Raw genomic sequence first — 9675 nt, forward strand, 5'->3', positions numbered from 1 at the left:
CCAAGTGTTTGCAGAATCACATTGGTGGCATTTGGTATTTTATCCATCACTACAAGGCATCATTACCTCTTTAGCACTACCCTAATATTTTCACAGAAAGTCGTCCTACAAGGACGGGGTTGAAAACCCAATTTTTCTGATAAGTATTTGGATCGATCGCTACTGGTGCAAACGTTTGTCGAGAGGGATCTGCATTTATTTCACTCCTAGGGGCTGATTTACCTGGACTGGGCTGATTATCGATGCGAGGCTGGTCTGTCCTATTTGTAAGAAACCGAGTTTGGGGGGAGATAATACCTGATCTAGTTGGAAGCGAATATCCTCAATGCGGAATTTTTGGCTGAGGGTAGCCTGAATTTGGGTGAGTAGGCGATCGCCTTGTTTTAGGTCGATATCTATTTTTAGGGTGGCTTCGACGGCATAATAACCTGGTGCGATCGCTACTATGACCAAATCTTCGACGGCGACAATTCCGGGAAAGTTGGCGATCGCCTCTCGGACTAACTCCTTATCTACGGCGACAGGAGATATATTTAACAAAATCGCCAAACTGTGGCGGATCACAGGTAGTGATCCCAAACCGACCAACACGGACACGCCCAAACCGACGGCACCATCAGCCCATGTACAATCTGTTAACCAAATAGCGATCGCCGCCACAATAGCACCAACAGAACTGAGGGTATCAGCTAAGATATGAAGCAAAACCCCCCGCATATTCAGGTCCTGTTGAACATCTCGATGCAACAGCATGATATTAAAGCCATTGACCCCCAAACCAATGATCGCAACTATCAACATGGGGAAACTCAAAATGGTTTCCGGGGGATTTTGTAAATGTCGGATCGCCTCGACACCAATGGCGATCGCCATTACCAGAAGTCCCACCCCATTCAAGAAAGCCGCCCAGACCTCAATTCCCCGATAACGTCGCGCCACCGAAGCGGCTAAAATCGCTAAGGCGATCGTCAACCCATCCGCCACCATGTGACCAGAATCAGCCGTCAAAGCCATACTATGACTAACCCATCCCACCACCGCCTCCACCCCAGCAAAACCCAGGATCGAAATTAAAGCTATCCCCAACAGGCGCAACTTTTGGGGAGACTTCGACAACCTCACTATTTCACAGCAATCACAACTCACCGACTGTATATCCTCCGTTTTAACTTTTTATAATTAACACCAATCCCATAGCCATTTCAGGTCATCCGTAAGGCTTTCTCATAAATCCGGCGATTAGCTTCTACCGACTCTTGCAGATCCACCATAGGATAGGGATAATCCACCCCCAAACGCACCCCAAACCTGATCTGTTCTTGATTAGATAAACGCCAGGGAGAGTGAACCCTACCATCAGGAATAGACGCTAATTCTGGTAGCCAATGTTTCACATAATCCCCCATTGGGTCATAATCCTGGGACTGTTTAGCTATATTAAAATAGCGAAATCCCCTCCCATCATTACCCACCCCCGCCGTATAATTCCAATTACCCCAATTACTACAAACATCATAATCAATCAGGACAGACTCAAACCACTCCGCCCCCATTTGCCAATTTATGCCCAAATTCTTAGTTAAAAAACTCGCCACATTTTGCCGTCCCCGATTCGACATAAACCCCGTCGCCGCCAACTCTCGCATATTCGCATCTACCAGGGGAAACCCCGTCAGTCCCTGACACCAAATCTGCCACTGTTCCCAATTTTCTCCCCAGGGAATTTTGACACCCTGTAAACCAGACTTATAGAACACCTTAGGGCCATGTTTTAGACAAATAAACCGGAAATAATCCCGCCATAATAATTCAAATACTAGCCAATATGTCGAATCATTTTTAACTCGTTGGTGTTGATAATCCTGCACTTGTTGATAAATCCAGCGGGGCGATAGACAGCCATTAGCTAACCAGGGAGAAAATTTCGACGAATAATCCGACCCTAACATTCCATTACGGGTTTGTTTATAGTTTTTCAGACAATCTCGCCGCCAAAAATAATCATTTAACCGGCTTAAACCCGCTGTTTCTCCACCTGCAAAATCTAAGACAGACCGCTCATCAAAGGGTGCTGGTGTGATACCAAGTTCGGTCAAGGTCGGGATTTCTCCGGGTTCAATATCTGGGAATTGTGGTAATTGATTAGGGGGAGTATATGGGGGATAAATAACTGATTTTTGCTCGACCTGTTTACGGAAGTTGGTAAAAAGTTCCGGCAGTTTTTCAATGGGAAATGGTAACTCTTTCAGATGATATAATGTGGCTCCCCAGAAAGATTTTACCTCAACTCCCAGGGGGGTCAAGGCTTTCTCTAGGGCGGTTTCTACTGCTAATTCTTCGGCGGTGACTTCCTTATGATAATAAACAGCATCAATATTTAATTGTTTAACCAGGTCAAATATAACCCTTTCTGGCTCACCTATTCTCACCAATAAGTTACTGCCAATTTTTTGGAAATTATGGCGCAAATCTGCGACACTTTCTAACAGGAATTTACCCCGAAATCCCCCCGTTTTAGGAAAACCAAAGGAAGTTTTGGCAAACTGTCTGGGGTCAAAACAGTAAAGGGGGATAATTTGCCCTTGAGTTGAGGTAGCTAAATCTAGTGGTTCATGGTCATGTAACCGCAGATCATTCCGATACCATAAGATAATTTTTTGAGGATTAGCAGCCATTCAATTGCTAGTTAAAAGTTGAATTTTTCCCTATTATACATCATCCTAAAGCGGTTTGAGATTTACTTATGGGAGCGAGTTTTTTTGAGGCACTTTTTCAACAGTTCGGGAATTTGAGAGGGACTAGAAGCCACGGGAATTTTAGCTTTTTCAAATACCGAAATTTTACTTTGAGCCGTCCCTGGGTGAAGGTCTTGGGTAAATTTAGAAGTAATAATTGTACTAGCATGACTAATCAATTGAGCTTTGGGAGCATGAAGACCTGTGATATAAGCCACCACTGGTTTATCAATAGTTTCGGCAATATAAGAGGCTGCTTCTTCTTCACTAGAGCCGCCAATTTCTCCCACTAAAACAATGGCATCTGTATGGTCATCTTCATCTAAAATCTGTAGCCATTGAATAAAGGAGGAACCGACAATTAAATCACTACCAATACAGACGCTAAGAGACTGCCCCAATTTGGCATCAGTCAAGGCTTGAGCGACTTCATAAGTGAGGGTACTACTGCGACTAATTAAGCCGATAGAACCGGGGGTATAAAATTGGGGAGGATGAGTTCCCAATAAGAGTTTACCGGGGACAATAATACCCGGACAATTAGGACCGACAACTAAAGTTTCGGTAGCTTCTGCCTTTCTGACCAAACGCACCATATCGAGGGGTGGCATTCCTTCAGTCACAATTACAAGCTGTCTAATTCCGGCATCAATAGCCTCTAATGCCGCATCAAGAACGTCATAAGGGTGAACCAAAATGACGCTAGTATCTACAGGTCCAACGGCTGCCTGAGCTTGTTCTACTAGGTCATAAACGGGGATTTGATGGATGATCTCCCCACCTCTTCCGGCGCTGACACAGGCGACGATATTAGTGCTATATGCTTTCATATTGAGAGCTACTTTTAGGGAAGGGTCGGAATCCCTCAACCCCTGAATTATGACTTTACTATCTGGAGTTAAATTCATATTTTTTCAAGCTATAATTAATCACAAACCATGCCATCTACGGGCGGGTTAAGTTATTGATGAACCCGCACCTACCGAGATAAAGCCACGGTTCGTTTAACCGCTTCATCCAAAGTTGCCACAATTTCTACAGGTAATCCAGCAAATTTAGCCAGTGTACTCTCAAGTTCAGTCACGGTCAAACGGAGGACAAAATGAGGGAGAGTCTCGATAGTCTTTTGGTGCTGTAAAAAGTTGGCGATCGCCTCAGCGATTTGATCAGCAGTAGTCTGGTGTCCCAGCCAGTTAATCATCACGACTTTAATGCGATCGGATGCCATCACCGATGTTAATCCGTCCGATAAATTCTGCAACAGTGTTTCTGTCACCTCAAAATGATCTTCTCCTCCCAAGTTAAGGAAATTAGCCGGCTTTCCTTTAGTGGCTATGATCTGATCTAGGGTAGTCATAGTTAAAGCAGCCCCATTGCAGATGATACCAATATTGCCGTCAAGTTTGACAAAATTGGGTTGATTGGTGGGTAAATCCGTTGGCTCAATGGCGGCAGGATCTGAACATTGTTCATGAACCAACATAACTAAATCCGGGTGTCTCTCCAAGGCCTGATTATTAGCGACCACCTTCCCATCAAGAGCCATTAACTCCCCTGTAGAACTAATTCCCAGGGGGTTAATTTCCACCAAATCTAAGTCTTTCTCGACAAATAGCCGATACATTTTCTCCAAAATGTTACTGACAGATAGGATCAGGTGTTCTTGTAATCCCATTTTGACCATCAGACGGCGAGCATAAAAAGGGGAAAATTCTTGATCCACCACGACCTTTTGAATATGGAACATGGTAGCCTCAACGTTAACTCCCCCCTGCACAGAGCCTAATAATAGGGGGCGGCGAGTCACCGGATCAAGAATCACCGCCAGATATACTTCCTGATCGGCATCATATTTAGCTTCAGCCAGTAGGACTTGGGGATATTCATCTTGAATAGCCAAATTAAAAATACATTGAGCGGCAGCCACTGCATCAATGGTATTTTCCACAAACTTGATACCACCAGCTTTTCCCCGTCCCCCAGCCCGCACTTGGGATTTGAGAACTACGGGATAGGGAATGGTTAATCCTTTGAGGTCATGGGCGAAATCAATTCTCTGGGAAGGCAATACGGGAATTGCCATCTGACGAAATAGGGTTTTAGCTTGGTACTCTAGCAAATCCATGGGTGTTTCCTCATTGATTATTCTTGAGGGTAGGGGTTCCTTGATGAACCGTCTTGACCCATTTCAGGCGTTTGGGACGCACACTGATCCGGGCTGTGGCACTGGCAACAACAATGAACCAATGAAACATATACACGGTACCACGCAGGGTTTGGAACAATGTAGTCATGTAAGAAAGTGGGGGATAATATTGGCGATCGCCATCTGTGGTTAAGTTATCAGGTGAATTGGTTTTGTGGGATGCCACATTTCCACCGCTAACAGTACGCCGCAAGCCGATAAACATTCCGATCAGCGACAAACTAACTGCCAAGAGAGTCAGGGGGCTGGTAATGGGGGGGCGGCGGAGAATAAATGACAGGAGTAAATCGGGAATGGCAGCTATGGGTAGAATGTACTGGGTAATCAAAAACCCGAATAAATCAAAGGTTTTGCCAACTCCCATACGGTTAGTGATGATGAATTTGCCATAGTCGAGATATCTTTGATATCCTCCCTCGGCCCATCGGTTCCGCTGATGCCAGAGAGCAACCCAATTGGTAACTCCTTCTTCCAAGACGACGGAGGTATCCAGAAATTCGATATCCCAATGGTCTAGGTGCAGACGAATGGTTAAATCGAGATCATCGGTAATGGTTTCTTCACACCATCCACCGCAGCTTTCTAGGGCGGCGCGACGAATAAACTCCCCATTTCCCCGCAGTTCTCCAATACCGCCTACAGCCACTCGCTGTTTCTGGAAAAAGGCATCTAAGGCCATCTCTGCCGATTGACAACGGGTTAACAAGTTGAAGTTACTATTGGCGATCGCTTTTTGGAGTTGAACGGCTCCGACTTGTTCAGCCTCAAATTTGGGAAGCACCTTTTGTAGGAGATCTGGAGCCACTTGAGCATCGGCATCAAAAACCCCTAATATTGTGCCACGGGTAAGAGGTAGGGCTTGATTGAGTGCGCCGGATTTACCACCAGTAGCGTTTTCGTCTCGGTGCAGAATGTGCAGTTGTTGATACTCTTGGGCTAATTCCTGGAGAACTATGGGAGTGCGATCGCTACTATTATCATCAATCACCCACAGTTCATAGCAATGACTAGGATAGTTGAGATTGCATAGATTCTGGACTAAATTGCCAATCACAGCTTCTTCATTTTTCGCCGCTACCAGTAGGGAGACAAAGGGTAGTTCTTCTGGGGTGAGTTCGGGGTTAATATCTAACCCACCGGGATCGGCAAACACAATGCGGATAGCTTGAATTACTAATAACCCAGTTAATCCCAGAATTAACCAATATCCCCAGGGAATCAAGTGCCCGATAATCGTCAGACTCCAGATCAGAGCTAGGGCGACTGCTGCTTTGCCTCGCCGATTCTGATAAAATTCTGGGGGGATATGAAGTTTATTAGCTTGATTAGGTTTCCGGGGTTGGGAACCCCCTAATCCCTGTCGACGGGAAAGAAGACGAAAACGCCTAATCCCCGGAGGGAATCTATAATTTTGACTACTGGAGTCTGTAACTCCCGAATCACGATGGTTATGGTGCATATCCAATAACTCCGTTGCACCTCTACTGGTTTGATGTTGACGCTGATGGTTCAGCCAAGATTTCTCTGGCATCGATAAGTGTGACTTTAATTGTTCTCTATCATTGTGCAGTATTTCACCTTTTTGCAGCCATTGATCCAAGAATTTGCTCCCCAGGGAATAATTGCCAGACCAGGTTGTTGGCCCGATGGGGGGGACAACGATCATAATCAATTGTCCTTAACCCCTACAGTCTTAACCTCTATACCGAGTTTCCCAGAACCGCTAAGATGGAGTGATACAATGAGCAGGAATTTAATTATGAGTGATTCGGCTGCTATTCTCAAAGACCTCAAACTGGCTGAAAAACGGGACTTGGTGGTTTATCTACCCTATTATGATGAAAAGAGACGGCGATATTTGCCTTGGTCTATGAGCCTTTACCAACACAAGAGTTTGGAGGGGGCACGGAAAATCGAGGGGGGTGAGGATATTCCTTTTGTGGCCACCTGGAATACTTCTATGCTTCCGGCTGACCTTACTCGATGTCGGGTGATGTTTGAGCATAATGCTGATCTAACTTATGAAGTGATGATGCCCAATTATGAGTTTATGAAGCATTTGATTCAGGTGGTCTACAGCTTCAAGCATCATCATGTGATTGATTTTTCTCAGGAATTTTATAAAAAATTGCTACACATGGAATGAAATAGCTGGACTCAAGTTAAGGGAGTGAGTCTAGTGGGGGTGTTGGTTATGCACAACATCTGTGCGCTACAGTGTCAAAATTAAATCTGATTTTATAAGTTTAGGAGTTGCTGGTGTGGCTAAACCCGTCAAGTATGTATTAATTGGATCAATTGAGCCTTCTAGTGGTAAGTCTGCTGTCGCCCTCGGTTTAGTTCCTCAATTGCAGAATCTGGGGTTTGATATTGGTTACGGGAAACCTTTGGGAACTGATTTTGATGATGATTGTGATCATCAAGTTGATGCTGATTGTGAGTTTATTGCTAAAACTTTGGGGCTTTCGGAAGTTTATATGCGATCGCCTATTTTAATGATTGATCAGGCAACAATTGATAAACATCTATATCATCAAGATCTCAATTATTATCACCAGGCTTTGACTAACTATCACCACCATAAGGTTGGGGATTTGGTTTTACTCGAGGGTCCCCGCACCTTGCAGGAAGGGAGTCTGTTTAATTTATCTGTACCCCGAATGGCTGAGGTTTTGGATACGGCGGTTATGTTGGTGGTTCGTTATCACTCCCATAGTCTCTTGGATGAGGTACTATCGGCGAAAGAACGTTTGGGTACGCGCTTAATCGGAATTGTGATTAATGATGTCACCGACGAACAGGTTTCTAAGGTGGAAACTCAGATTAAGCCTTTTCTCGAGAGTGTGGGGATTCCGGTTTTGGGTATCCTTCCTAGAAATGCGCTGCTTCGTAGTGTCACGGTGGGGGAATTGGTGACGCAGCTTGAAGCCCAGGTGGTTTGTGGTCAGGAACGTTTGGATTTGATTGTGGAAACTCTCAGTGTGGGGGCGATGAATGTTAGTTCCGCCATGAAGTATTTTAGCCAGTCACATAATATGGCGGTGGTGACCGGCGGCGATCGCACTGATATTCAAATGGCGGCTTTGGAGCAGTCTACCCATTGCTTGATTCTCACCGGTCAACTTCCCCCGGCTGAAATTGTGATTACCCGCGCTGAAGAGTTGGAGATTCCGATTTTGTGTGTTGACCTCGATACCCTCACCACTGTGGAAAGCATCGATCTCGCTTTTGGTCACGTCCGTATCCATGATCAGGCTAAGGTTGAGTGTATCACCCAAATTATGGCGGAAAAATTCGATACCAGCCGATTTATCCAACTCCTCAACTAGCAGATTATCAGGCGATCGTAGTGCGGCGAGCTGGCCCCATCGCCTCTTGTTCATAGCCCATGCTCTGTGTCACACATTTTTTCAGTTCAGAAACTGTGTCCTAGGTTACGAAACATTAAATTTTTCGGGAGGCGATCGCTTATTCTCTGTTTTATGGCGATATAATAGGAGAGGAGGCAAGATTAAACTATAAACTTGACATCAAAACCCCTGATCATGAACAAAAATTTTAGACAAGAAGTCAACCAGCTATCCCAAACCCATCGCGCTAACATCCAAAAACGTCTGGAATATAGACTTGAGGTAGCTAGAGCCAAAGGAGATGAAAATTTAGTCCGAATGCTGGAAGCTGAAATGCGCCAAATGTAGAAACTTTGAAGCTGTTAATCAAGTATAAAAATCCCTCTCTGGCCCCCTCTCACTCTGGGAGAGAGCCGGGGAGGGTTTCGGCTATTTGATCAACAACTTCCATTAATTCTGGAAAGTACGATTAGCTGCATCTTTTATCACCTCTTCCATCCAACCATTAATGCTTTTTCCTGCTTTAGCAGCCGCCAAAAAAATTTTTCGGTGTAGATCTGGTGTGGTCCGAAACGGCAATTTTCCAGAGAAAGGCTTATCAGGTTTTTCCCCTAACTCTTCGCAAAACTCCAGATAATCATCAACGGAGTCACGAAAGGCTTGACTCGCTTCCTCAACAGTTTTTCCCTGAAAAGTAATCGTATCCTTAATATCCAACACGCGACCAAACAGGATGCCGTTTTCTGTATCAACTTCAATGTGACCACTGTAACCCTTATATGTCAGCATATTTCCCTCAGTTCTTGAGCGTCTAAATGGTACAATTAAGTTTTTAGGATAATCTGTAGAATTGTGTGGCACGATCGGGCAATGGCTGCACTCGGTAGTATATTTTTGAGTCACTTTGGGTAGGGGCAACATTGCTCGTTACCCCCTTTCTAATAGATATCTTACTCAGACATGGGGGCAACTCCCGCATCTTCTAAAAATTCCCGGACGCTTTTAACAGCACCCTTACCCATCTCTTTTTCCGGGTGTGGTTCGTGAAAAACAGCTTTGACACCGTTCAACGCCACCCGCACCCGAGAGCCTCTCCCTTCGCGGGCGATCGCGCCCAGCGCTACAAACAGACTTTCAACATCAGTCCAGACAATATCTGACCGAACCGGGTTTGTGTAAATTGCCTTAAAAGTGCGACGATGTTTCTATCTTATTCCCAAACTTTCACCTGTAAAAACCCCGACCTAGGGAATTGGATCGGGGTACAGGATGATTATGCTAATTGTATGGGGCTTATTATCGCATATCCCACAGAGCCTTAAATAGCATCTCAGCCAGCTTTCTGGATGTGGCATTCCTGGCAGCCTTGAGCGCCGCCCCAGAA

10 protein-coding genes are annotated in these 9675 nt (G+C 45.1%); 3 read left to right on the plus strand and 7 right to left on the minus strand.

Annotation, left to right across the window (positions count from 1 at the left end; genetic code table 11):
- Window positions 1-195: 195 nt before the first annotated feature.
- From P5674_RS21080 to P5674_RS21100, 5 genes are all read right to left on the minus strand, one after another.
- Complete coding sequence (locus tag P5674_RS21080; RefSeq protein WP_286171731.1) at window positions 196-1122, minus strand: cation diffusion facilitator family transporter; 927 nt, start codon at window positions 1120-1122, stop codon at window positions 196-198.
- 80 nt (window positions 1123-1202) lie between these two features.
- Complete coding sequence (locus P5674_RS21085) at window positions 1203-2675, minus strand: DASH family cryptochrome (RefSeq protein ID WP_006617362.1); 1473 nt, start codon at window positions 2673-2675, stop codon at window positions 1203-1205.
- 62 nt (window positions 2676-2737) lie between these two features.
- The gene (locus P5674_RS21090; RefSeq protein ID WP_006617361.1) at window positions 2738-3643 is read right to left on the minus strand and encodes a succinate--CoA ligase subunit alpha; all 906 of its coding nucleotides are present in this window, start codon (window positions 3641-3643) and stop codon (window positions 2738-2740) included.
- A gap of 71 nt (window positions 3644-3714) precedes the next feature.
- Complete coding sequence (locus P5674_RS21095) at window positions 3715-4860, minus strand: ATP-grasp domain-containing protein (RefSeq protein WP_006617360.1); 1146 nt, start codon at window positions 4858-4860, stop codon at window positions 3715-3717.
- Between the two features lie 10 nt (window positions 4861-4870).
- Entirely contained in the window at window positions 4871-6472 is a 1602-nt protein-coding gene (locus P5674_RS21100) for a glycosyltransferase (protein WP_231852147.1), read from the minus strand.
- 228 nt (window positions 6473-6700) lie between these two features.
- On the opposite strand from P5674_RS21100, the gene ebsA reads away from it, so the two are divergent.
- From ebsA to pirA, 3 genes are all read left to right on the plus strand, one after another.
- The gene (gene ebsA / locus P5674_RS21105; protein WP_014275181.1) at window positions 6701-7087 is read left to right on the plus strand and encodes a type IV pilus biogenesis protein EbsA; all 387 of its coding nucleotides are present in this window, start codon (window positions 6701-6703) and stop codon (window positions 7085-7087) included.
- A 115-nt stretch (window positions 7088-7202) separates the two neighbouring features.
- Window positions 7203-8270, plus strand: a complete 1068-nt coding sequence (locus P5674_RS21110; protein WP_014275182.1) for a phosphotransacetylase family protein — start codon at window positions 7203-7205, stop codon at window positions 8268-8270.
- Between the two features lie 216 nt (window positions 8271-8486).
- Window positions 8487-8639, plus strand: coding sequence for an arginine synthesis PII-interacting regulator PirA (gene pirA / locus P5674_RS21115; protein WP_006617356.1), 153 nt, complete (start codon window positions 8487-8489; stop codon window positions 8637-8639).
- Window positions 8640-8741: 102 nt separating this feature from the next.
- Here pirA and P5674_RS21120 read toward each other — a convergent pair whose 3' ends face one another.
- Entirely contained in the window at window positions 8742-9080 is a 339-nt protein-coding gene (locus tag P5674_RS21120) for a type II toxin-antitoxin system HicB family antitoxin (protein ID WP_014275183.1), read from the minus strand.
- Window positions 9081-9241: 161 nt separating this feature from the next.
- Window positions 9242-9472 carry a type II toxin-antitoxin system HicA family toxin gene (locus tag P5674_RS21125; protein WP_050856770.1) on the minus strand — a complete coding sequence of 77 codons (231 nt, stop codon included), beginning with the start codon at window positions 9470-9472 and terminating at the stop codon, window positions 9242-9244.
- Between the last annotated feature and the right edge of the window lie 203 nt (window positions 9473-9675).

This window comes from Limnospira sp. PMC 289.06 (genome assembly GCF_032350395.1).
Taxonomy (GTDB): domain Bacteria; phylum Cyanobacteriota; class Cyanobacteriia; order Cyanobacteriales; family Microcoleaceae; genus Limnospira; species Limnospira platensis.

Excerpts from the sequence above, each read along its gene's own strand:
- P5674_RS21085 (WP_006617362.1), bottom strand. The coding sequence starts at position 2,675 with ATGGCTGCTAATCCTCAAAAAATTATCTTATGGTATCGGAATGATCTG.
- P5674_RS21090 (WP_006617361.1), bottom strand. The coding sequence starts at position 3,643 with ATGAATTTAACTCCAGATAGTAAAGTCATAATTCAGGGGTTGAGGGAT.
- P5674_RS21095 (WP_006617360.1), bottom strand. The coding sequence starts at position 4,860 with ATGGATTTGCTAGAGTACCAAGCTAAAACCCTATTTCGTCAGATGGCA.
- P5674_RS21100 (WP_231852147.1), bottom strand. The coding sequence starts at position 6,472 with ATGCCAGAGAAATCTTGGCTGAACCATCAGCGTCAACATCAAACCAGT.
- ebsA (WP_014275181.1), top strand. The coding sequence starts at position 6,701 with ATGAGTGATTCGGCTGCTATTCTCAAAGACCTCAAACTGGCTGAAAAA.
- pirA (WP_006617356.1), top strand. The coding sequence starts at position 8,487 with ATGAACAAAAATTTTAGACAAGAAGTCAACCAGCTATCCCAAACCCAT.
- P5674_RS21120 (WP_014275183.1), bottom strand. The coding sequence starts at position 9,080 with ATGCTGACATATAAGGGTTACAGTGGTCACATTGAAGTTGATACAGAA.